The following is a 22368-nucleotide window of genomic DNA, read 5'->3' as shown; positions in this document are numbered from 1 at the left end:
GTTCCTCCTTTAAAATGTTATCCGAATTGGATATATGATTTTAATGATCATGACTGATTTTGTGTGACATGTACACCATCGTCAGCATCGTAAAGATAAATGCCTGGATGGTACCGATGAACAAGCTGAACGCCTGCCATGCAAGCATCGGAATAATGGCTCCGACTGTGCCGACCAAACCGAGAAAGAAACTGTTTGAGTAGAAATTCGTCGCCAGATTTGCAAGAAGGCCAAGAAGAATTTCCCCGGCGAAAATGTTACCGTAAAGACGAAGTCCGAGTGTCAGCGTATTCGCAAACTCCTCAATGATCTTCATCGGGAACATAAGCGGAACCGGTCTGAGGTAATCCTTAGAATATTCCTTCAAACCTTTCATCTTCACGCCGTAATAGTGTGTTAATGACACGACCATAACGGCTAGAGTCAGAGTAATAGCCGGATCAGCCGTCGGTGATTTCCACCAAAGCTCGTGTCCGACCGTTACAGAAAACGGCAGCCCCAGCATATTTGATACAAATATGTACATCAGCAAGGTTACACCAAGCGCCAAGAAGTTAGCCCCTGTCTTTAAATCCATTGTACTGCCTATAATATTGCGGACAAAATCAACAATCCATTCCATGAAGTTCTGGGCTTTTCCCGGACGGATGGACAGCGTTCTCGTAGTAAGAATCGCAATCAGCAGCACAATCACACTTGCCACAGTAATCATCAGAATGTTTGTCAGATTAAAAGTAAGACCATACAAATCAATAGTTCTGTAATCGTGATTCAATGGGTTTTCACCTCTCTTCCATTGATGAACGTTTGAGCTGAATAATGGAATCTATCATAATGACGGGATAAATTGTCATTAATCCAATAATCACACTTGCCACACTGACTTTGTCGGGATATTTAAAGGCGATAGCCATCGCAAGTATCGCATTGCACCAACGCGCTGCGCTCCCGAGTGATCGTATGGACTTTCCTTTCGCTACGGCCTTGTCAAAAGCATTCATTCTTCTGGTCAAGAGCCACAGATTAAACAAACTGAAAACAGTTCCCAAAAAGAGGCCTAGAAAAACAGTTTTATACGCCGTAAGACCATATCCCAGCAAATAGATTGCCAAGATCACAAATACATATCTCCGTTGTCTGCTGAATGTAAGATTGGGATCGTCCATCAACTATCTGTCTCCTGATGAAAAAGTAATATAATTCCTGGATACGGCATACATGCGGTTAACCCTTTGCAGAAGGCCTTTTTTGTCCCGCAAAAAAACGGCCTGTTCGAAAAAACCACTCATCCTCCTGATGCGGGATGCTGTTTCATTCGCTTAGATAAATCCTCATATAACGGGTTTTTTTGGAGGATTTAAAATGAGGATGGATACTAGAAATGAAAGGAATGAAAACCTTCTCATAATACCCTCGTTTAGCATACAATAGCCCCTAACATGTGTCAATCTGTTTAAAGTTAAAAAACTTTTTATACCGGAAGCATACACAGAATGTTCACAAATTCACCTATAAATGTATGAACTCTCCCCTTTCAGCAAAAATTTGGATAAAAAAAGAAAACCTCTGAATGAGGTTTTCCGATTTATTTTGTTCCGTACAGTCTGTCACCCGCGTCACCGAGACCCGGAACGATATAGCCTTTTTCATTCAGCTTTTCATCCAGGGCCGCGATGTAAATATCAACGTCTGAATGGTGTTTCTGCAGCTCTTCCACGCCTTCAGGAGCCGCTACGAGACACATGAAACGAATGTTTCTCGCCCCGCGTTTTTTCAGGCTGTTTATTGCTTCAACCGCAGAGCCTCCCGTTGCAAGCATCGGGTCCACGACAATAAAATCACGTTCTTCCACATCAGAAGGAAGCTTAACATAGTATTCCACCGGTTTTAAGGTTTCCGGATCACGGTATAATCCGACATGTCCCACTTTGGCCGCAGGGATTAATTTCAGCATGCCGTCAACCATTCCGAGACCCGCTCTCAGGATCGGCACGATACCGAGTTTCTTCCCTGAAATCACTTTGGATGTGGCTGTTTGAACAGGTGTTTTCACTTCCACTTCTTTAAGAGGAAGATCACGTGTAATTTCAAACGCCATCAGTGATGCAACTTCGTCCACAAGGTCTCTGAAATCCTTTGTGCCTGTATTTTCATTCCGAATATATGTCAGCTTATGCTGGATTAAAGGATGATCAAATACGTAAACCTTTCCCATACTGTGTTCAGCTCCTTTTTTGTTGTCCGAGTAACTTTTTCACACTTCTATTGATTCTACAGAAAAAGACAAACAGTTTCAAGAAAATCATAAAAAAACCCGCCGGATTAGGCTTCCGGCGGATTTCTTCCTTATTAATAGTCCAGTTCTTTATATAAAGGAAACTTTTCAGTCAAGGCAGATACACGCTGTCTTGCTTCTTCAAGCTTTGCTTTGTCTTCATGATTTTTCAGCGCAAGGCCGATGATGGCGCCGACTTCTTCAAGTGCGTCACCGTCAAATCCGCGGCTTGTCACAGCTGCCGTACCGAGACGGATTCCGCTTGTGACAAACGGTTTTTCCGGATCATAAGGGATCGCGTTTTTATTAGATGTAATGCCGATTTCATCAAGAACATGTTCAGCGACTTTTCCGGTCAGACCGAGAGAACGGAGGTCGACAAGCACGAGGTGGTTATCCGTTCCGCCTGATACGAGCTGAATGCCCTCTTTGGTCAGAGATTCAGCAAGACGCTTCGCGTTCGAGATGACGTTTTGCGCATATGTTTTGAAATCTTCTTCAAGCACTTCCCCGAAAGAAACGGCTTTGGCCGCGATGACATGCATAAGCGGTCCGCCTTGGATGCCCGGAAAAATGGATTTATCAATCTTTTTGCCGAACTCTTCACGGCAAAGGATCATTCCTCCGCGCGGTCCGCGAAGTGTTTTGTGAGTCGTTGTCGTTACAAAGTCAGCGTAAGGAACCGGATTCGGATGAAGGCCGGCCGCGACAAGACCCGCGATGTGCGCCATGTCGACCATGAAGTAAGCGCCGACTTCATCAGCGATTTCGCGGAATTTTTTAAAGTCGATCGTGCGGGGATACGCGCTTGCTCCGGCAACGATCAGTTTCGGCTTATGCGCCAGCGCTTTTTCACGAACATCTTCATAATCTATATATTGCGTGTCTTTATCGACACCGTATTCAACAAAGTTGTATTGAACGCCGCTGAAATTAACCGGGCTTCCGTGTGTTAAGTGGCCGCCGTGGGAGAGGTTCATCCCGAGCACCGTGTCGCCGTGCTCTAAAATCGTGAAGTAAACAGCCATGTTCGCCTGAGCGCCTGAGTGCGGCTGAACGTTTACATGCTCAGCTCCGAAAATCTCTTTCGCGCGGTCGCGGGCGATGTCCTCGACGACATCAACGTGCTCACAGCCGCCGTAGTAGCGTTTGCCGGGGTAGCCTTCAGCATATTTGTTTGTTAAAACAGAGCCTTGCGCTTCCATTACCGCTTCCGTCACGAAGTTTTCAGAAGCAATTAATTCGATATTAGTCTGTTGACGCTTACGCTCATTTTTAATGGCGTTAAACACTTGTTGATCTTGTGCAGGTAAATGTTTCATCAGCGAAATCCTCTCCTATCCGTTTCCTGTTCTTTATTTTTACCACCCTTATTGTACATGGTTTTTCAGGTGAATGTAACAGCTTATTTAAAAAAAACACAATATTTAATTGGAAAACACGAACATTATATAGGAAAAGCATTTTCATCATTCGCATTCATAAACGGCGCGAATTCCGCCGATCAGCTTCGGCCTTGTCCGGGCCATCGTCACATGCGCTTCTCCGAGCTCACGGCTTGATATCCGGACAGGGACGGCAACGGGTTTTAAATGCATGCCGATGAACGTATCACCGATGTCAATTCCGGCGTCAGCCTGAATCGATTCAGCGAGCACGGGAGATTGCATTTGCCGGTATGCATATGAAGCCATCGCTCCGCCCGCTTTCGGGACGGGGACGGCTGAAACGATGGGGAGCCTGAACCGCTCGGCCGTTTCCGCCTCAATGACAAGCGCCCTGTTTAAATGCTCGCAGCATTGAAAAGCAAGATGAACACCCGTTTTTTCCTTGAACCGGGCAAGTCCGCCGTAAATCAATTCAGCCCAATCGCCGCTCCCCGCGGTGCCGATCCGGCTTCCGGCGGCTTCACTCGTACTGCACCCGATGACCAGCAGACTGCCGTCCTTAAGTTCGGCCTGCTCTTGAAATTCAGTCAGCATGTCCGTCCATTTTCGCTTCATCTCTTCCATTGTCCAGCACCTCTTACAGATTTTTTTCTTCGTAATCTGCGATTTTGCCGATCCGCCGTTCGTGGCGGCCGCCCGTAAATTCAGTCGTCAGCCAGATTTTTGCGATTTCGCGCGCCAGACCCGGGCCGATGACGCGCTCCCCCATCGCAAGAACATTCGTATCATTGTGTTCCCGCGTCGCTTTTGCGCTGAAGGTGTCATGCGCAAGCGCACAGCGTATTCCTTTTACCTTGTTTGCGGAAATGCTCATGCCGATGCCTGTGCCGCAAATTAAAATTCCCCTGTCAACTTCACCGTTCACCACTTTTTCCGCTACCGGAAAAGCGTAGTCAGAATAATCAACAGAACCGCTGCCGCATTCACAGCCCATATCAATGTATTCAATCTGCAATTCATCCAGCAGACTTTTGATTTCTTCGCGGATATGGACGCCGCCGTGATCTGACGCAATAGCTACTTTCATTCATTTACCTCCTAGGTGTGGCTGGGCGAAGACAGAGCCCAGTGTGCTTGTCCTTTTTTACGAAATCCGTTGATTTTATTCTACTCTTTCATATTCGTTTTGCAAATGACCTGTTTGCAGTTTTCTGACAGATTACTTGCTTTTTCCGTCAAGCAATTGGTCAGCCAAAAGGGTCAGCAGTTCCTCCAGTTCGTCCCGCGTCCTTTTATAAACATCAAGCGGACCGCCGAACGGGTCAGAAATATCGCCGTTTTTTCCCGTTACGTATTCTTTAATGGTAAATACTTTACCATGACTGTTTTGATATCGGCTTTCGATCAGCTGTTTATGCTGTTCGGTCATCGTCAGCACCAGATCGGCCGTCTCGATATGTTCTTCCGTTAAGGGAGATGAACTGTGATTGAGAGCGATCCGTTTTTCAAACAGCGCTTCCACGGCATGAGCCGACGCTTTTCCGTTCGGGGACGCGAATACTCCGGCAGAGCTTGCGCTGACGTCCAGCCCTTTCGTTACTGCAATGGATTTAAAAAGAGCCTCAGCCATGGGACTGCGGCACGTATTGCCTGTACAAACAAAGATTATTTTCATATCCGTCACCTCTTACTGCCTATTATAAATGAAGAAAAAAGAAACGGCATCTTCGTTTCTTTTTTACTCAGCCCTATATCGGTAAAAGCAGTTTCAGCCCGAATCCGATCAAAATGGCTCCGCCGAGGGCTTCGCTGTAGGAGCCGAGCCATGATTGCACCTTTCTTCCCGCCAAGAGCCCCGCCCATGTTAAAACGGTGCTGAAGATTCCGAACAGCGCAACGGCCAGCATCGGGTTGGAGCCGTTCATCCCGAGGCTGAGCCCGACAGAAAAACTGTCAAGACTGACACCGACCGCGAATAAGAACAGTCCCGAGCCTGCCGGAGATATGAGCGGCCCGTCCGATTGTTTAAACGAAGCGATGATCATTTGCACTCCTAAAATGAAAAGAAGAGACCCGCCGATGTAAACGGCAAGCATCCCCAGAAAACCGGACAGCAGATGCCCGGCTGCCATTCCTGCCAGCGGCATGATGACATGAAACAGCCCGATGACAATTCCTATATGAAAGATTTGTTTTTTCTTCAGCTGAATCATTCCCATTCCGAGCCCGACGGAAAAAGCATCCGTCCCCAAAGCAAATGCCATGATGCTTAAGGAGACAAGCTCCCCGATGAATAGATTCGACATGAAATAAAAAACCCCCTTGGACGTGCCCGCTTGTTTAGCTTATGCATGTCCGAAAAGGGGTAGAACAAGTTAATGGATAACGGTGCCGCCCGCAGCCTTCATCAGCCTGTTCATAATGGCGAGTCCCACTCCGGTGTCCGGAAAGGATTCAGAAATAATCATATCCACTTTTGCATCATCAAAGCTGCGGAGCGCATCGTACAAGGCGGACGCCACTGTTTCAAGGTCGGCGCGCCGGCCGCATACCTTAATAAAATCAGCCTGGTACCTATCGGCATTCTCCTCTGTTGTCAGAATGCCGATCCGTTTTCCCCGGCTTTTATATTCGTCAGCCAGCTCTTGAATTCTCAGGGCGCCGCCGTCGGCAATAGCCATCGGCGCAGAAGGCGCATAGTGTGTATATTTCATACCGGGAGAAATAGGAACCTGATCTTCTTCGGTCAGCCCTTTATCCACAAGAACCGGACCGGCTGCGGATTCAATCTGTTCTTTTGTCACGCCGCCCGGACGAAGCAGCACGGGCTGTTTCCCCGTACAGGACAGAACAGTTGATTCCACTCCGATTCCGGTCGCTCCGCCGTCCACAATGCCGGCAATGCGGCCGTTTAAATCATGAGCCACATGCTCGGCCTTCGTCGGGCTCGGTTTTCCTGATAAATTGGCGCTCGGCGCTGCGATCGGCAGTCCGGCCGAACTGATGAGGGCTAACGCCACCGGATGATCAGGCATTCTGACCGCTACCGTCTCAAGTCCCGCGGTGACACGGGGGGACAGCACGCCGGGCTTACACGGCAAGACCAGAGTCAGCGCGCCCGGCCAAAAAAGCGTCATGAGCTTTTTCGCCGTTTCAGGAATATGGCTGATAAAACGATCAAGCTGGCTGATGTCAGATATATGCACAATCAGCGGATTATCGCTCGGCCTTCCTTTCGCCTCATAAATTTTCGTTACGGCTTCCGTATTTTCAGCGTTAGCGCCCAGTCCGTAAACGGTTTCTGTCGGAAAAGCCACAACTTCATTCTGCCGGAGCAATTCCGCGGCTTGTGTAATCTGGGGATCGGTTGTGGATAATTTTGCGGAAGAATCCACAAACCATCTTCTTGTTTTCATGTATAACCAAACTCCTTATTTTAAAGCGGTAAAACTTTATTTTCTCTCATGTATTCCTTTTGAAAGTATAAAAGATGTCCTTTAATAAAACAAGTGTTATCCACAAACTGTGGACAACACTTTTCGATAAGTGGATAACTTTGTGCATAAGTGAGGTTATGCAGAGGTTTTCACCATCAAAAACGAACCTTCTGTGCATAACGAATTGCGGAAATGCTCGGACGTATACAGTTCATCAGGCACATCGGCGCATTCTTCAAATCCCATCACACTCAGAAATTCAGCAGATGAGGGCTGATTGGCGACTAAGTAGACATCTTGAATTTCATGTTTTTTGCACAGCACATCCATACTTTGAAACAGCGTAACGATATGGCTTTGGTTCAGCCTGTCCGACATAACGAGTGAACGGAGAAGCCCTTTTCCGCCGCTGAATTTTTCGATCCCGAGACAGGCGGCAATCTCTTTCTCACTGTCCTCCAGCATGATAAACCGGCTGATCTGCTGATCGATTTCCGCATGTGCCGTATCAGCCTTTTTCAAAAAGGCCTCCAGCGCCTCCGTATCTTGATCTCTTGCCACTCTCAGCTGATAAAACATATCTTTCCCCTCCGTTTCGATCAACTCTTTCTTCCAATCTATGAATCGAATCCGGATTTATGCCTTTTTGCTTCAGGAAAACAGATCTGAAATCCAATCGACGAGGAAAAACTTCACTTCTGTATCATCGTCATCTTTATTTTCTTTCTTCGCTTTATCAGCTTTCGCTTTGACGTCATCCATCACTTTTTCTGTCTGTTTTTTCGTTTCTTCCTGCTTCTGTCCGCCGTCTTCCTGATCTTTCACCGCTTCACCGTTTGAGAAATCAAGGAAGCACAGCGGCGGAAACAAGACGCACCACCAGTTGGCGCCCTCGCCATTGCCGAGGGTAATTAAAATCGCTTCATATTTTCCGGCCGGATAGACCATATTGCCGTAAAGCTTTGTCGGAAACGAAATTTTATTGAATTCAACTGAAACGGATTGATGCGCACCTTTTTCTTTCATTGTTTGTTTGGCGATTTCTTTAATTTCAGGAAGCTTTGAACGGATGAGCCGCCGCGCTTCTTCAATAGAAGTGATATCTTTCACCCAGCCTGTGATTTCCTTGTTTACAGCATCTCTGATCTGGCGCTTGAGCTTTTGATCCTCATCTTTATCACTGTTGGCTAAGATCCGAAGCCGTATCGCTTCATCCGGTATGACAACGGGCTCATTGGCTGACGCCCGTGCCGTTTCTTCTTTCGTCAAGCCCGCAAGCGCTCCTGATAATAAAAGAAAAATATATATGCAGATCATCATTGTCTGTTTCATCGGTCCCCACCGTTCCTCTCCGTGCTTTTTTATCTAGTCTCATTATGGACATGACCGAAAAGGTTTAAACCGGCGGGAAGAAAAAAATCTAGCAAGCTGATAATCTGCATTGACAGACTCAGAATATGGTACGATATTATTTTGATAGGAGGGTTTTAGATGAAATATAATTACACCGTGCTGCTGTCGGCGGCATGTATGTCTGTCATTTATTCTATTTTGTATGTTCATCAATTTATTTTCGCGGCTTTCATTTCGATGGCATTTTATTTTTTGTTTCCCTATTTGATTTTTGCGCTGCCGCTTCAATACTTTTTGAATAAAAAGCCGAAGAGATTCCATCCGCTTTATTTCCTTTATTATTTAGGAACGTCATTTGTCGCAAACGGGATCATCTTCGGTCTGTTGCAGCCGTCAGGCCAATCTCTGTTTTCTAATTCGGCCTTTTATATTTTTACGGTTTTAACAGCCGCCGTCTATTGGGTGTGGGATTCCGTATTGCTGCAAAGACAAAGTCCGGCTACAGAAGCGTAATCAGCAGACAGACGGCTGAAGGCAGAGCGGCGCAAAAGAAAACGGCTGCCATCTTTAAACGGGCGTGCCGGCCTTCTTTTGTTTCAGAATGATAATTGGCCCGCTGTTCTGCTCCGCTTACGGCCAACCCGGAAACGATGATCGCTGTGATGATAAGAACGGCCGTAACGGCACCGAAAATGCCGTCAAAGCCAAACGGCAGAACAAACCCCGCCGCATAAGCTGCGGCGGCCAGTATACATCCGAAAGCAAATGCTTTTTTCAAGGCGGATACCCCTTTCATTTTCTTTCCATTGTAACAAAAGCCTGCCGTGTGCGTCACCGGCAGGCTTTTTTCATGATGTGATGACCGCGGATACGGTTCTGTCTTTTCCATTGATGTCCTTTATGACTTCCACTTCCGCATTCGGAAAGGAATGACGGAACAGGTCTTTCACGGCTTTTCCCTGATTATATCCGATTTCAAAGACGACAAGCGCTTTATCTTTCATGACAAGAGGCAGCTCCTCCATAAACCGCTTGTAGAATTTTAAACCGTCTCCGCCGTCCGTAAGAGCATGAAGCGGCTCATGAAAACGGACGATATCGGATAACTCCGCCATCTCTTCTTCAGAAATATACGGCGGGTTGGACACAATAATATCCGATTTTATTCCTGATGAAATAAAAGGAGTCAACAGATCTCCCTGCAAAAAGCGGACGTCCGCTCCGAGGTTTTGCGCATTTCTTTCCGCCACCTGAAGCGCTTCTTTTGAAATGTCCGAAGCCGATACTGAAAAATGTCCGCATTCAAGCGCAAGCGTCACTGCAATGGCTCCGCTCCCCGTTCCGATATCAATTACATTCAGGCGTTCTCCCTCAGAAAACACCCGCTTCTGTCTGTCCAGCAGATGAAAGACGACTTCTTCCGTTTCCGGACGCGGAATGAGAACATCGTCATTCACAAAGAATTCCCTGCCGTAAAACTGTTCTTTCCCGATAATATATTGAATCGGAATGCCTTCTTTATGCATTTCCACATGCCGTCTGAAACGGTATAGCTCATCCTCGCCGACAGGCTCCTGCAGACTTGCGAGAAGCTTGCTCCGATCCATTCCCGTATCATTTAACAGCAGCAGCTCGGCCGCGTTTTTTTCTCTTCCCGCTTCGGTTAAATAAGAAGAAGCCCAGCTTAGGGCTTCAAAAATGGTCTTCATCTTAATTTTCCGCCTGCTGGAGCTTGCTTGACTGGTCTTCTACGATTAACGCTTCAACCACTTCATCAAGCTTCCCTTCAAGGATTTGGTCCAGCTTTTGAATCGTCAGTCCGATGCGGTGATCCGTCACACGGTTTTGCGGGAAATTGTATGTGCGGATACGTTCAGAACGGTCGCCTGAACCGACGGCTGATTTGCGTGTCTGATCATATTCAGCCTGGGCTTCCTGCTGGAATTTGTCATAGATTCTGGCGCGGAGCACCTTCATCGCTTTTTCTTTGTTTTTAATCTGAGATTTTTCATCCTGACAGGATACGACGACACCCGTCGGCAAATGCGTCAGGCGTACGGCCGACATTGTCGTGTTTACGCTCTGTCCGCCCGGTCCGCTTGATGCGAATGTATCGACGCGGATATCCTTTTCATGGATGTCCACTTCTACTTCTTCCGCTTCCGGAAGACACGCCACCGTCGCCGTAGACGTATGAATGCGGCCGCCTGATTCCGTTTCCGGCACCCGCTGCACGCGGTGCGCCCCATTCTCATACTTCAGCTTGGAGTACGCGCCTTTTCCCGTAATCATAAAGATGATTTCCTTGTAACCGCCCGTTCCGGTCACGTTTGCTTCCATGACTTCGGTCTTCCAGCCTTGGATTTCGGCATAGCGGGAGTACATTCTGTAGAGATTTCCCGCAAACAGCGCGGCTTCTTCTCCGCCCGCTGCGCCGCGGATCTCCATGATTACGTTTTTGTCATCGTTCGGGTCTTTCGGGATGAGGAGCACTTTCAAACGCTCTGATAAGGTTTCGGTCTCTCCCTGCAGCTCGGAGATTTCTTCCTTCACCATTTCTCTCATATCGGCATCAAGCTTATCCTCAAGCATTGCTTTCGCATCGGCAAGCTGTTCTGATGCGTCTCTGTATTGTCTATAGACTTCAACAGTTTCCTGTATATCAGATTGCTCTTTCGAATATTCTCTAAGCTTTTTCGGATCGTTGACCACTTCCGGATCACTTAAAAGCTCATTTAATTTTTCGTATCGTTGTTCAATTGACTGTAAACGGTCTAACACGGTCTTCACCTCTGTTTTCCTGTGCGTAACATTCTCATTATAGTATAGGGCTTATCACCAGTCAAAAGCAATCGGCCTCTGCTATACTGAAACAAAAAAGGAGGAGCGGATATGCTGAAATCCATCCACCATATAGCAATCATATGCTCTGATTATGAAAAGTCGAAAGCTTTTTACACCGAAACGCTCGGTTTCGGCATTATAAAAGAAACCTATCGAAAGGAGCGCGGGTCTTATAAACTCGATCTGGCGCTGGACGGCACATATGTGATTGAATTGTTTTCCTTTCCCGATCCGCCCGAGCGGCCGACCCGTCCTGAAGCAGCAGGTCTCCGGCACCTCGCCTTCACTGTAAACGATCTTGAAGCGGCTGTCAGGGAGTTAAAGGAAAAGGGCATCGACACAGAAACGGTCAGAACCGATCCGCTGACGGGGAAACGCTTTACCTTTTTCTTCGATCCCGACAAGCTTCCGCTGGAATTGTATGAAGCGTAACGTTTTTTGAAGAAATGTTGCTTTCTTTGGCGAATTCCTTCTTGTTTTGTCTAACATGAAGGGAACGCCGCCTCATGGTCGAATACCTAGCTAAAAAGGAGGTATGTGATCATGAATACAAACATGGCCGCGAAAGAACTCGGTGTCTCCGCAAAAACGGTGCAAAGGTGGGTCAAGCAGCTGAATCTTCCGGCTGAACGAAATGAGCTCGGGCATTATTCCTTTACGCCTGAGGACCTTGATGTACTGAAATCGGTCAAACGGCAAATTTCTGAAGGCACTGCTCTGCTGGACGTGCAAGTGCCCCGGCAGCCGAAAAAACGGACGGGCTTTATTTTGCAGCGGCCGAAAACCAGCGGCGGCGCCGAACAAAGGTTGGCAGAGCTGGAACGTAAACTGGATATTCTCACGAAAGAGAAACAGGACGGGAACCAACTGCTATCAAGAATAGCTGAGCTGGAACGCCAGCTCAAACAAAAGGCGGATGAAGGTGTGTCTTATCAGCTTCTACAGCACAGACGGGAAATCGACGACCTCAATGCCGAATTGCAGACATTGGCCTCCCGCATCCAGGAACTTGCCCAGACAGCTCCCCTCTCAGAAACAGCCGCTTCTTCAGAACATAAGAAACCCAGAAAAAAAACGAGATTTTCGCCTTTTAAATTTCAATTCTAATTAAAAAAGCTCCCTGAAGCAGGGAGCTTTTCATTATGCAGTCAGCGCAATGATGATCGGCAGTGAGATTAGAGATAAAATCGCACTGATCACGAACGCAGACGCAGTTTCTTCCTCTTGTTTTTCGAAACGTGTGGCAATCATCGCCGCTACCGCAGATCCAGGGAATGCAACAAGCAATACCGCTTTTGTGATCTGGTCAGCCGGAAGTCCGACTGCAAGAGCGATCAAGTACATCAGTGCAGGCTGAACGGCAACTTTTAACAAAGCGATACCGAAAGCCGGCACACTGAGCTTGATGTTGCGGATACCGACAGTTACACCGACGGCGAAGAGCGCAACACCTGATGTTGTGCTTCCGAGCTGCTCAAGCATTTTATCGCCGAGCTCAGGAAGACTTACACCGAACAGCACAAGGATGATACTGATGAGCGGTGCAGCCGCAAGCGGTTCGGAAAGACCGTGAAGAATAGACTTACCAGTCATTTTCCAGAAATTCTCATTTTCACTGTCTTGCTTCTTAGATGACTCACCGACAGTAGCGATAATGATCGCAATCGGATCAAGCATAGCGTTAACCACGATACCCGTTACGGCAATAGGAATCGCTACTTCGTTTGCGCCGAATAAGCTTCCGAGTACAGGAATACCCATAAATGCAAATGTCGGCTGTGCTGAGTTTAAAGAAAATACAGATGAGTTCGTTAAATCATACTTAAAGATGAATTTACAAACCAGCAGAATGACGATATAGAATCCGACGATCCCGATGATCAAAGCGATCATTAAAGGAACCTGTGTTAAAAACGCACTTCTTGAAGTGGTTAAAATACTGGCGATAAAATGCGCCGGAAGCGCGTACTTCGTAACTAAGGTACTTACCCCTTTTGCTGACTTCGCGTCATAACTTCCGAAGCGACCTGCGAACCAACCCAGCACGATCACGAAAAAGATCGGTGCCAGGAGGATTAAAATATCTAAGAAGCTCAAAATATTCTCCTCCAAATCCTTAATGTCCGTATACTTTAGCCTTTATATAAAAGCTTTCCCTCGGACTGTAAAATTAATCGTAAAATTATTTAGCTACAACTTGTTTGTATTGCGGTTTCCACATTGCATCAAGAACGGCTTGTTCTACATTTTCAGGAATGCGGTTTGCCACGCCTTCTTTAATTGCAGTTTCTGCTACGGCGATCGCAACTTTAATTGAAACTTCTTGTAAGTCGCTCATGCTCGGCAGAAGACCTGCACCCGGTGTTTCAAAATCAACGCTTTCTGCGATTGCGTCAGCAGTTGCCGCAAACATTGCAGGAGTAATCACTTTCGCTTCTACAACGATTGAACCGAGGCCAAGTCCAGGGAACGCGAATGCGTTGTTAGATTGTCCGATTTCATGAGAAACGCCATTGTACTCAACATTGTCAAACGGGCTTCCTGTTGCCACAAGAACTTTACCGTCAGTCCATTTGAAAAGATCGCTAGGAACGGCTTCAGCAAGCGGTGTCGGGTTAGACATCGGCATGATGACCGGACGCTCAACATGTTTTGCCATTTCTTTTACGATTTCTTCACTGAATGCGCCGCTTTGGCCTGAAGTACCGATTAAGATCGTCGGTTTTGCTTGACGGATCACTTCAATGAAAGGAATTTGTCCATTTTCATCGCGTTTCCAATCTTTAATTTCTTCAGCTGTGCGCAGGTACGGCTCTTGGAAATCAAGAATGTTTTCCATACCTTCAACTAACAGGCCTCTGTAGTCCATTGTGTAGAATGCTTTGTTGGCTTCTTCTTCAGAAAGACCGGCAAGCACCATAGTGTCGCGGATTTGGTCAGCGATTCCGATTCCGGCAGATCCCGCACCGAAGACAACCACACGCTGATCTTTAATAGAAGCACCTGTTTTCTTCATAGCTGCAAGCACACCTGCAAGCGTAATCGCACCAGTACCTTGAATATCATCGTTGAAAGTAAGAATTTCATGATTGTATTTCTTCATGATATTGCGCGCGTTTTTGTTTCCAAGGTCTTCCCAGTGAAGAAGAGCTTTAGGGAAATATTTAAGCGCAGCTTTTACATAAGCGTCAATGAAAGCTTCGTAACGTTCGCCTTGGATACGTTCATGGCGGTTACCGATGTATAAAGGATCGTTCAGAAGTTTTTCATTGTTCGTACCGACGTCAAGAACGACAGGAATAACACGGCTTGGATCAATACCGGCAGCGGCTGTGTATACAGCTAATTTACCGATGGCGATGTTAATTCCGCCTACACCCCAGTCACCGATTCCGAGGATGCTTTCTGAGTCTGTCGCAACGATCAGATCAATATCGCCGGCAGTGGCATGAAGGTTTTCAAATGCTTCTTCAATGCCTTCCACATTGTCGATAGAAAGGTAAATCCCTTGAGGTCTTCTGTACTCATGGCTGTATTCTTGAATCGCTTCACCTACAGTCGGTGTGTAAACAACCGGCAGCATTTCGCGAAGATGGTTTTGAAGCAATTTAAAGAAAAGAACTTCGTTACGGTTTTGCAAATCATTCAAATATACGTTTTGGCGAAGGCGGTCCGGCTGAGCCTGAAACTGCTCGTATGCGCGTTTAGCCTGTTCATCAAGAGACAGAATTGTCGGAGGAAGCAGCCCGTCTAATCCAAGGCTTTTTCTTTCCTCTGCTGAAAACGCAACGCCTTTATTTAAAGTAGGGATAGATAGAACTTCTTTTCCTCTTAAAGTAGTTTCTAAGTTGCCTTCCTTCGTTACTTTAATATTATTCAAGAAAATCTCCTTCTTTCTTCAAATAGTTAACAAAGTTAAGTAATTACCCAATTTGGTTAATGTGATCGCGATCTGCTATATCTTTTTTTGACAATTATTCGAACAATGTCTCATAACTATTTACATTACTTAGTCATTTTATGCCTGTAAAAATGAAAATTCAAGAGATGAAAATTACTTAATTTTTTCATACTCTTTTTTAAGTTATTTAACTACAATATTTGAAAAAACGTCAAAAAAACACCGGAAGTTTTACCGATGTTTTCATGAAAAGGGTTATTTATCAGTCTGTTTTTTCGGCACTTCGTGATGATGCCTGCATCTCGCTTCGTATGACTCTGATGCGCCGACTAAAATGACCGGGTCATCATAGGAAGCGGGCTTCCCGTCAATTAAACGCTGCGTACGGCTTGCCGGCGACCCGCAGACAGAGCATACCGCCTGCAGCTTCGTTACCGATTCGGCAACCGCCATCAGATTCGGCACAACGCCGAACGGCTCTCCGCGGAAATCCATATCAAGTCCGGCCGCGATGACACGATAGCCTTTATCGGCAAGCCGGGATAAGTCGTCAATGATCGATTCGCCGAAAAACTGCACTTCATCTACCGCGATGACGTCCGTGCTTTCACTGATATGATCCCATATTTCAGCCGAAGACGAGATGACGTGGCTTGTCATGGATGTGCCGTTGTGGGAAACGACGGCTTCCTCACTGTAGCGATTATCAATGGCAGGTTTGAATACCTTAACCTCCTGCTTCGCATATGTCGCTCTTTTCACTCTGCGGATCAGCTCTTCTGATTTCCCAGAGAACATGCTGCCGCATATCAGCTCAAGCCATCCGCTTTGCTTCATTATGTACATAGGCTATCCGCTCCCCTTTTTTCCTGTTTATAGACATAAAAAACAGGCAAGAAGCAATTCTTGCCTGCCTGTAAAATCTATTATTACTTAAGACCGTATTTTTTGTTAAAGCGATCAACACGACCATCAGCAGAAGCGAATTTTTGACGTCCAGTGTAGAATGGGTGGCATTCAGAGCAAATCTCAACGCGTACCTCTTCTTTTACTGAGCCTGTTTCAAATTCATTTCCGCAAGCGCATTTAACTGTTGCTTTTTTGAAATTAGGATGAATTCCTGCTTTCATTGTATCCATCTCCTTCCGCCCTGAATCCCATGTGGAAACAGAGTTATTATTCCGGAGCGAATCCGGAACGCATATGAGAGAATTATATCAGTCATTTACTGCATTTGCAAATACATTTTTTATCAGCGGCGGGCTGATGATGACAGGTTCGCCTGCTTCCATTCTTGGTTGATCAGATCGAAGAATTCCTGATTTGTTTTCGTTTTTTTCATTTTTCTCATAAACTTCTCTGCGAAGTCCGGAGAATCAGACATCGACTTGCGGATCGCCCATAAACGGTCAAGATGCTCTTTCGGCACGAGCAGCTCTTCCTTCCGTGTACCGGAGCGGCGGATATCGATCGCCGGGAAAATCCGTCTTTCCGCAAGAGAACGGTCAAGGTGAAGCTCCATGTTGCCCGTTCCTTTAAATTCTTCATAGATGACGTCATCCATCCGGGAGCCCGTGTCTACGAGTGCCGTCGCTAAAATGGTCAGGCTGCCGCCCTCTTCAATGTTTCTCGCGGCACCGAAAAAGCGCTTCGGACGATGGAATGCAGCCGGGTCAATACCGCCGGAAAGCGTACGTCCGCTTGGCGGGATAACGAGGTTGTAGGCGCGTGCCAGGCGGGTAATGCTGTCCATCAGGATGATAACGTCTTTTTTGTGTTCAACGAGACGCATCGCCCGTTCAAGCACAAGCTCCGCTACCTTGATGTGATTTTCCGGCACTTCATCAAACGTGGAGCTGACGACATCGCCCGCTACGGAACGTTCGATATCCGTTACTTCTTCCGGTCTTTCATCAATTAAGAGCACGATCAATTCAGCGTCAGGCTGATTTGTCGTAATGCTGTTAGCGATTTCTTTTAACAGCATGGTTTTACCGGCTTTCGGCGGCGCCACGATCAGACCGCGCTGGCCGAAACCGACAGGAGCCATCATATCGAGAATTCGTGTAGAGAGATAATTCGGTTTCGTCTCAAGCACCATTTGGCGGTCGGGATAAAGCGGAGTCAGCGCAGGAAAATGAACGCGCTCCTTCGCGGATTCCGGATCATCGCCATTTACCGCTTCAACGTGCAAAAGTCCGTAATAGCGTTCGTTCTCTTTCGGCGGGCGCACCTTGCCGGAAACTTTGTCACCGTTTCTTAAATCAAAGCGGCGGATCTGGGAAGCAGAAATGTAGATGTCTTCTGAGCTTGGCGAGTAATTAATCGGTCTGAGGAAGCCGAACCCTTCCGATTGGATGATTTCGAGCACACCTTCCATAAACAGAAGATCCTCCTGCTCGGCGTTGGCTTTCAGTATGGCAAAGATTAATTCTTTTTTGGTCAGTTTGCTGTAATAGGAGATTTTATAATGTCTTGCCAGTTCGTACAGTTCTTTTAATTTCATATTTTCCAAAGAGGAAATAGATACGTCTTTCATAAAAAACACCACGCTTTTCATAGTCAATGTATTGCTGTTTTCATTCAAATCGGCTGCTTTGCATGATTCCGCCAAAGCACATTCTTTTATAAAACATTCAGGAACTTCTATCGGTAACACTTCCACCCATGATCGGCGCTTTTTTTAAAAAGGATTGTCTTAATGAGTTTTGAAGGAAGCGAGGACAAAAACTTGAGAAGATCAATATTTATATCGTCTGTATGCGGTAGAATTTGAAAATTTCCCAGTACTCAAAAGAAGGAATGACACAGAAAAATCGCAGCACTCTTTATTTTTACCTCATTTTAAAAAATTATTCAACTTAAATAATGCTTTGACATATAAATGATAGGGTTGACTCTTTTTTGCAAAAGAAAAGCGGGACGGAAAGTCCCGCTTTTCTCTATTTATGGCCGGATCACAAGATTTGGTTTTTTCTTCAGGCTGTGTCTTCCGTCAACGAATCGGACCGTTCCTGATTTCGCCCGGATAACCAGACTTTCGGTCGTGCCGACTGTGCCTTTGAACTGAACGCCTTTCAAAAGCTCTCCGTCCGTTACGCCCGTTGCCGCAAAAATGGCGTCGTCCCCCCTCACAAGGTCCTCCATCCGGAGCACTTTGGAGACATCGAGGCCCATCCGCTCACAGCGGGCTTGCTCTTCCGCACTTTGCGGCAGAAGCCTGCCGATGATTTCACCGCCGAGCGCTTTTAACGCAACGGCAGACAGCACGCCTTCAGGTGCCCCTCCTGAGCCGAAGAGAATGTCTACGCCCGTATGGTCAAAGGCCGTATTGATGGCGCCCGCGACATCACCGTCGTTGATCAGTTTGATTCTGGCGCCGGCCTCACGCAATTCAGAGATGATTCTTTCATGTCTGTCGCGATATAAAATGGTTGCCACGACATCTTCAATGTCTTTATTTTTCGCTTTCGCAACAGCTTTTAAGTTATCAATGACAGGAGCTTCGATATCGATGCAGCCTACCGCTTCAGGTCCAACCGCAATTTTTTCCATATACATATCAGGAGCGTTCAGCAGTGTTCCATGGTCAGCGACCGCGATCACCGTCAGCGCATTCCAGCCGCCGCTGGCTACGATGTTAGTGCCTTCAAGAGGATCGACGGCGACATCGACGCGGGGGCCGTATCCGTTTCCGAGCTTTTCGCCGATGTAAAGCATCGGCGCTTCGTCCATCTCGCCTTCCCCGATAACGACCGTTCCTTTCATCGGCACCGTGTCAAACACGTCACGCATGGCGCTTGTCGCCGCATCATCGGCTTCATCCTTTTTCCCGCGGCCCATCCATCTGGCAGATGCTAAAGCCGCCGCTTCAGTAACCCGAACCAATTCCATTGATAAGCTTCTTTCCATTTCAACACGATCTCCTCTCAAAAGTCCGCATTTCTATGAATTTTGGAGCTGTTCTATCTCTTCGTCCGTCAGCCTCTGCCGCCAGATTGTGGCGCCCAGACCTTCGAGTTTTTTCTCAAGATTGCTGTAGCCGCGGTCCAAATGCTCAAGACCGGTAATTTCCGTTACGCCGTCGGCCATCAGCCCTGCTACGACCAGACAAGCGCCTGCACGCAGATCGCTCGCCTTTACTTTTGCGCCCTGCAGCTCGGCCGGACCGGTGATAATCGCCGACCTGCCTTCCACTTTCATGTTGGCCCCCATCCGTCTCAGCTCATCAATATGCTTAAATCTGGCCGAGTAGATGGTGTCAGTCACGACACTCGTGCCGCCCGCTCTCGTTAACAGAGAGGTCATCGGCTGCTGAAGGTCAGTCGGGAATCCCGGGTAAACAAGCGTTTTTACGTCGACCGGTTTTATCTGCTTCTGCCCGCCGAGCATAAGAAGCTGGTCGTCACTCGTCTCGATGTGAAAACCCATTTCCCTGAGCTTCGCCGTCAAAGACTCCAGGTGGGTCGGTATGACATTATCAATAATGACTTCTTTCCCCATCGCCGCGCCGGCGATCATAAAGGTGCCCGCCTCAATTCTGTCCGGTATGATGGTATGTCTGCACCCGTGCAGCTCTTTCACGCCGTCGATTCTGATCACATTGGTTCCCGCGCCTTTTATCTTTGCGCCCATGCTGGTGAGCAGTGTGGCAACATCAATAATCTCAGGTTCCTTGGCGGCGTTTTCTATCACGGTTTTTCCTTCAGCGAGCACAGCGGCAAGCATGATATTGATCGTCGCCCCGACGCTGACGACATCTAAATAAATCCGTGCGCCTCTCAGCCTTTCGGCGCGCAGATAAATCGCGCCTTGTTCATTGGTGACTTCAGCCCCAAGCGCCTCAAACCCTTTTATATGCTGGTCAATCGGCCGAGGCCCGAGATGGCACCCGCCCGGCAGTCCGATGACCGCCTGTTTGAAGCGGCCGAGCATCGCGCCCATTAAATAATAAGAAGCACGGAGTTTTTTCACTTTGCCGTTGGGAAGCGGCATGCTGATCATCGGTGAAGGGTCCACGACCATTTCTCCTTTTTCAAAATGGACGTTTCCGCCGATTTCTTTCAGCAGGTCACGCAGCGTTTCAATATCTGAGATCTCCGGAAGCCCTTCGATCGTTACTTCGGAATTTGCCAGAATGGTTGCGGGTATCAATGCGACGGCGCTGTTTTTCGCACCGCTGATATGTACGGTTCCGTTTAACGGATCGCCGCCGGCAATATTCAACTTTTCCATGATAGTCTCCTTCCATAAGAAGATAGCTGCGGAGCATAAATAAAATGGCATTTTATTCTGTCTCTGCAAATAAAGCTCTTGTCCAAAATGTAGCCAATTCGAAGAGAAAGAATACAAGGACATTATAAAATAACAGGAAGAAAATAGCGAAGCTTTACGGGGCATTTTTTACACAGGATGCACAGAGACCCGCCGGGTTCACATTCCGGGGAACTTTGATATGAAGGCCCGCCGTCAAACAGGAAATAGGGTGCGGCAAACGGATGCAACCGGTTTGCCGCCCATTACACCCTTATTTATTCCAGTCTGCCAAAAATTGCTCAATGCCTTTATCCGTTAACGGATGTTTTGTCAGCTGGTGAATGACTTTCAGCGGCATCGTACCGATATGTGCACCGCGCAAAGCCGCTTCAGTCACGTGCTGCGCATGACGGATGGAAGCTGCGATGATTTGTGTATCAATGTCATGAAGGTCAAAAATCTGTCTTACTTCTGAAATCAGGTCAAGGCCGTTATGGCCGATATCATCCAGGCGGCCTAAGAACGGAGATACATAAGTCGCTCCGGCTCTTGCGGCTAAAAGCGCCTGGTTGGCGCTGAAGATGAGCGTTACGTTTGTTTTTATGTTCAGGTCGCTCAGCGCTTTTACGGCTTTTAACCCTTCAGACGTCATCGGGATTTTCACCGTGATATTCGGCGCGATTTTCGCAAGTTCTTTACCTTCTTCAATCATTTCTTCAGCATTCAGGGAAATGACTTCTGCGCTTACTGATCCGCTCACGACTTCCGTAATTTCACGAAGTCTGTCATGGAAAGTCACGTCAGCTTCTTTTGCTACTAAACTAGGGTTTGTCGTCACTCCGGCAAGAACGCCAAGTTCGTAAGCTTCTTTAATCTCGTCAATGTTTGCTGTATCAATGAAAAATAACATAAGGAAAGCCTCCCCAGTAATAAGTTTTCAGAACTGTAAAACATGATTGCGCTTTCTAAAGGTAAGACATAAAACCGCCTGGCAATGCTGTCAGGCGGTTTATGGATGTTACACCGGATTAAGCTTGGTTTGAAGAACCGAACTCACGCATTTTACCGATAACCGTTTCTTTGATCGCTTCACGAGCAGGTCCAAGATATTTACGAGGATCGTATTCGTCCGGCTTAGCTGCCAATGTTTCGCGGACAGCTTTTGCAGAAGAAATTTGGTTTTCAGTGTTTACGTTGATTTTAGCCGTACCAAGTGAGATTGATTTTTTAATGTCGGCAGTCGGAATTCCTGTACCGCCGTGAAGTACTAACGGAAGGCCGGTTGATTTGCCGATGTCTTCCATTTCTTTGAAACCGAGGTTCGGTTCGCCTTTGTAAGGGCCGTGAACAGAACCTAATGCAGGTGCAAGGCAGTCGATGCCAGTGCGCTCTACAAGTTCTTGACACTCTTTAGGGTCAGCATAGATTACGCCTTCAGCGATAACGTCATCTTCCTGTCCGCCGACAGTTCCGAGCTCAGCTTCAACTGAAACGCCGTGGAAATGAGCAAGCTCAACCACTTTAGATGTAGTTGCTACGTTTTCCTCAAACGGATGGTGAGATGCGTCGATCATTACAGAAGTGAAGCCTGCATGAATCGCTTTCGCACAAGATTCAAAGCTTGAACCGTGGTCTAAGTGAATGGCAACAGGTACTGTCACTTTGTATTCTTCCATAAGAGCTTTAACCATGGCAACGACTGTTTTGAAGCCGCCCATGTAGCGTCCCGCGCCTTCTGAAACACCTAGAATAACCGGGGATTTTTCCTCTTCTGCTGCTTGTAAAATAGCTTGAGTGAACTCAAGGTTATTTAGGTTAAATTGTCCAACAGCATATCCTTTTTCTTTAGCTGTATTCAACATTTCCGTCATTGAAACTAAAGGCATGTCGAAAGTCCTCCTTATGTAGCCTGAT

At 47.0% G+C, this 22368-nt stretch carries 26 protein-coding genes and 1 pseudogene; 3 read left to right on the top strand and 24 right to left on the bottom strand.

Annotated features, from left to right (window positions below; all coding sequences use genetic code 11):
- Window positions 1-40: 40 nt before the first annotated feature.
- The 11 genes from atpB to spoIIR all read right to left on the bottom strand — a co-directional run bounded on the left by atpB (window position 41) and on the right by spoIIR (window position 8432).
- The gene (atpB, locus tag Y79_RS0110520) at window positions 41-775 is read right to left on the bottom strand and encodes a F0F1 ATP synthase subunit A (RefSeq protein ID WP_016937643.1); all 735 of its coding nucleotides are present in this window, start codon (window positions 773-775) and stop codon (window positions 41-43) included.
- Window positions 776-782: 7 nt separating this feature from the next.
- On the bottom strand, window positions 783-1166 hold the full coding sequence (atpI, locus tag Y79_RS0110515; RefSeq protein ID WP_013353910.1) for an ATP synthase subunit I: 384 nt from the start codon (window positions 1164-1166) through the stop codon (window positions 783-785).
- Window positions 1167-1585: 419 nt separating this feature from the next.
- Window positions 1586-2215, bottom strand: a complete 630-nt coding sequence (gene upp / locus Y79_RS0110505) for a uracil phosphoribosyltransferase (protein ID WP_016937640.1) — start codon at window positions 2213-2215, stop codon at window positions 1586-1588.
- A 134-nt stretch (window positions 2216-2349) separates the two neighbouring features.
- The gene (gene glyA / locus Y79_RS0110500) at window positions 2350-3597 is read right to left on the bottom strand and encodes a serine hydroxymethyltransferase (protein WP_016937639.1); all 1248 of its coding nucleotides are present in this window, start codon (window positions 3595-3597) and stop codon (window positions 2350-2352) included.
- A gap of 147 nt (window positions 3598-3744) precedes the next feature.
- Window positions 3745-4287: a TIGR01440 family protein gene (locus tag Y79_RS0110495; RefSeq protein ID WP_016937638.1), complete on the bottom strand. Its 543-nt coding sequence runs from the start codon at window positions 4285-4287 to the stop codon at window positions 3745-3747.
- Window positions 4288-4300: 13 nt separating this feature from the next.
- Window positions 4301-4750, bottom strand: a complete 450-nt coding sequence (gene rpiB, locus Y79_RS0110490; protein ID WP_016937637.1) for a ribose 5-phosphate isomerase B — start codon at window positions 4748-4750, stop codon at window positions 4301-4303.
- Between the two features lie 132 nt (window positions 4751-4882).
- Window positions 4883-5338 (bottom strand): low molecular weight protein arginine phosphatase, encoded by a 456-nt coding sequence (locus Y79_RS0110485; RefSeq protein WP_016937636.1) that lies wholly within the window; start codon window positions 5336-5338, stop codon window positions 4883-4885.
- A 73-nt stretch (window positions 5339-5411) separates the two neighbouring features.
- Window positions 5412-5969, bottom strand: a complete 558-nt coding sequence (locus tag Y79_RS0110480; protein WP_016937635.1) for a manganese efflux pump MntP — start codon at window positions 5967-5969, stop codon at window positions 5412-5414.
- Window positions 5970-6038: 69 nt separating this feature from the next.
- Complete coding sequence (locus Y79_RS0110475) at window positions 6039-7079, bottom strand: L-threonylcarbamoyladenylate synthase (protein ID WP_016937634.1); 1041 nt, start codon at window positions 7077-7079, stop codon at window positions 6039-6041.
- Between the two features lie 156 nt (window positions 7080-7235).
- Window positions 7236-7679 (bottom strand): GNAT family N-acetyltransferase, encoded by a 444-nt coding sequence (locus tag Y79_RS0110470; RefSeq protein WP_029575296.1) that lies wholly within the window; start codon window positions 7677-7679, stop codon window positions 7236-7238.
- Window positions 7680-7751: 72 nt separating this feature from the next.
- A complete protein-coding gene (spoIIR, locus tag Y79_RS0110465) occupies window positions 7752-8432 on the bottom strand; it encodes a stage II sporulation protein R (protein ID WP_016937632.1) in 681 nt (226 codons plus the stop codon).
- 159 nt (window positions 8433-8591) lie between these two features.
- Between spoIIR and Y79_RS0110460 the strand changes: the two genes are divergently transcribed.
- Window positions 8592-8966 carry a UPF0715 family protein gene (locus Y79_RS0110460; RefSeq protein ID WP_016937631.1) on the top strand — a complete coding sequence of 125 codons (375 nt, stop codon included), beginning with the start codon at window positions 8592-8594 and terminating at the stop codon, window positions 8964-8966.
- On the opposite strand, the gene Y79_RS0110455 is transcribed toward Y79_RS0110460, so the two are convergent.
- The 3 genes from Y79_RS0110455 to prfA form a co-directional block, all read right to left on the bottom strand.
- On the bottom strand, window positions 8953-9231 hold the full coding sequence (locus tag Y79_RS0110455; RefSeq protein WP_029575295.1) for a DUF5316 family protein: 279 nt from the start codon (window positions 9229-9231) through the stop codon (window positions 8953-8955). The genes Y79_RS0110460 and Y79_RS0110455 overlap by 14 nt on opposite strands.
- Window positions 9232-9301: 70 nt before the next feature.
- On the bottom strand, window positions 9302-10162 hold the full coding sequence (prmC, locus tag Y79_RS0110450; protein WP_016937629.1) for a peptide chain release factor N(5)-glutamine methyltransferase: 861 nt from the start codon (window positions 10160-10162) through the stop codon (window positions 9302-9304).
- Window position 10163: 1 nt separating this feature from the next.
- Window positions 10164-11234 (bottom strand): peptide chain release factor 1, encoded by a 1071-nt coding sequence (gene prfA / locus Y79_RS0110445; RefSeq protein WP_029575294.1) that lies wholly within the window; start codon window positions 11232-11234, stop codon window positions 10164-10166.
- A 111-nt stretch (window positions 11235-11345) separates the two neighbouring features.
- Here prfA and gloA2 point away from each other — a divergent pair, with 111 nt between their 5' ends.
- Both gloA2 and racA read left to right on the top strand, forming a co-directional pair.
- Window positions 11346-11729, top strand: a complete 384-nt coding sequence (gloA2, locus tag Y79_RS0110440) for an SMU1112c/YaeR family gloxylase I-like metalloprotein (RefSeq protein WP_016937627.1) — start codon at window positions 11346-11348, stop codon at window positions 11727-11729.
- Between the two features lie 111 nt (window positions 11730-11840).
- Complete coding sequence (gene racA / locus Y79_RS0110435; RefSeq protein ID WP_016937626.1) at window positions 11841-12404, top strand: chromosome-anchoring protein RacA; 564 nt, start codon at window positions 11841-11843, stop codon at window positions 12402-12404.
- A 33-nt stretch (window positions 12405-12437) separates the two neighbouring features.
- Here racA and Y79_RS0110430 read toward each other — a convergent pair whose 3' ends face one another.
- The 10 genes and pseudogenes from Y79_RS0110430 to Y79_RS0110390 form a co-directional block, all read right to left on the bottom strand.
- Entirely contained in the window at window positions 12438-13394 is a 957-nt protein-coding gene (locus Y79_RS0110430) for an AEC family transporter (protein WP_016937625.1), read from the bottom strand.
- An 85-nt stretch (window positions 13395-13479) separates the two neighbouring features.
- On the bottom strand, window positions 13480-15177 hold the full coding sequence (gene malS / locus Y79_RS0110425) for an oxaloacetate-decarboxylating malate dehydrogenase (protein WP_016937624.1): 1698 nt from the start codon (window positions 15175-15177) through the stop codon (window positions 13480-13482).
- A gap of 276 nt (window positions 15178-15453) precedes the next feature.
- Window positions 15454-16044, bottom strand: a complete 591-nt coding sequence (locus Y79_RS0110420; protein ID WP_016937623.1) for a thymidine kinase — start codon at window positions 16042-16044, stop codon at window positions 15454-15456.
- A gap of 83 nt (window positions 16045-16127) precedes the next feature.
- Window positions 16128-16328, bottom strand: coding sequence for a 50S ribosomal protein L31 (gene rpmE / locus Y79_RS0110415; protein ID WP_003151132.1), 201 nt, complete (start codon window positions 16326-16328; stop codon window positions 16128-16130).
- A 122-nt stretch (window positions 16329-16450) separates the two neighbouring features.
- Window positions 16451-17737, bottom strand: a complete 1287-nt coding sequence (gene rho / locus Y79_RS0110410) for a transcription termination factor Rho (protein WP_003151107.1) — start codon at window positions 17735-17737, stop codon at window positions 16451-16453.
- A 66-nt stretch (window positions 17738-17803) separates the two neighbouring features.
- A pseudogene (locus Y79_RS1000000121730) lies at window positions 17804-17943 on the bottom strand (hypothetical protein); the annotation flags it as partial.
- Between the two features lie 201 nt (window positions 17944-18144).
- Window positions 18145-19110 carry a class II fructose-bisphosphatase gene (glpX, locus tag Y79_RS0110405; protein ID WP_016937621.1) on the bottom strand — a complete coding sequence of 322 codons (966 nt, stop codon included), beginning with the start codon at window positions 19108-19110 and terminating at the stop codon, window positions 18145-18147.
- A 33-nt stretch (window positions 19111-19143) separates the two neighbouring features.
- Window positions 19144-20433: a UDP-N-acetylglucosamine 1-carboxyvinyltransferase gene (locus Y79_RS0110400; protein WP_016937620.1), complete on the bottom strand. Its 1290-nt coding sequence runs from the start codon at window positions 20431-20433 to the stop codon at window positions 19144-19146.
- A 292-nt stretch (window positions 20434-20725) separates the two neighbouring features.
- Entirely contained in the window at window positions 20726-21364 is a 639-nt protein-coding gene (fsa, locus tag Y79_RS0110395; protein WP_016937619.1) for a fructose-6-phosphate aldolase, read from the bottom strand.
- A 118-nt stretch (window positions 21365-21482) separates the two neighbouring features.
- Window positions 21483-22340 (bottom strand): class II fructose-bisphosphate aldolase, encoded by an 858-nt coding sequence (locus Y79_RS0110390; protein WP_016937618.1) that lies wholly within the window; start codon window positions 22338-22340, stop codon window positions 21483-21485.
- Between the last annotated feature and the right edge of the window lie 28 nt (window positions 22341-22368).

The organism is Bacillus siamensis KCTC 13613 (assembly GCF_000262045.1).
Lineage (GTDB): Bacteria > Bacillota > Bacilli > Bacillales > Bacillaceae > Bacillus > Bacillus siamensis.
Note: the sequence above shows the minus strand (reverse complement) of the source record. Positions and strands in the feature narration are given on the sequence as shown.